1 protein-coding gene is annotated in these 253 nt (G+C 33.2%); it reads left to right on the top strand.

Features of this window, described 5'->3' with window-relative positions; genetic code table 11:
• On the top strand, positions 1 to 253 hold a 253-nt coding region (locus AD60_RS09990; protein WP_146048849.1), incomplete at both ends, for an ATP-binding cassette domain-containing protein.

Genomic DNA, 253 nt, shown 5'->3' with positions numbered 1-253 from the left:
TAAATCGAAGAAGAAAATTATAAAAATTATTAGTTCCTTATCTTTCAAGATAGAGGATGGTGAAACAGTCGGATTAATTGGCTTAAATGGGGCGGGTAAAAGTACACTTATAAAGATGATGACAGGGATTTTAGCCCCGACTTCTGGAGAAATTAGAGTTTTAGGGAATGACCCATTTAAAGATAGGCTTATCAATAATAGAAAAATTTCTACCGTTTTTGGTCAAAGATGTAAATTAAGATGGGATGTGTCT

This window comes from Petrotoga sp. SL27, from assembly GCF_002924605.1.
Taxonomy (GTDB): domain Bacteria; phylum Thermotogota; class Thermotogae; order Petrotogales; family Petrotogaceae; genus Petrotoga; species Petrotoga sibirica.
The sequence above is the reverse complement of the archived record's forward strand: the minus strand, read 5'-3'. Positions and strand labels throughout refer to the sequence as shown.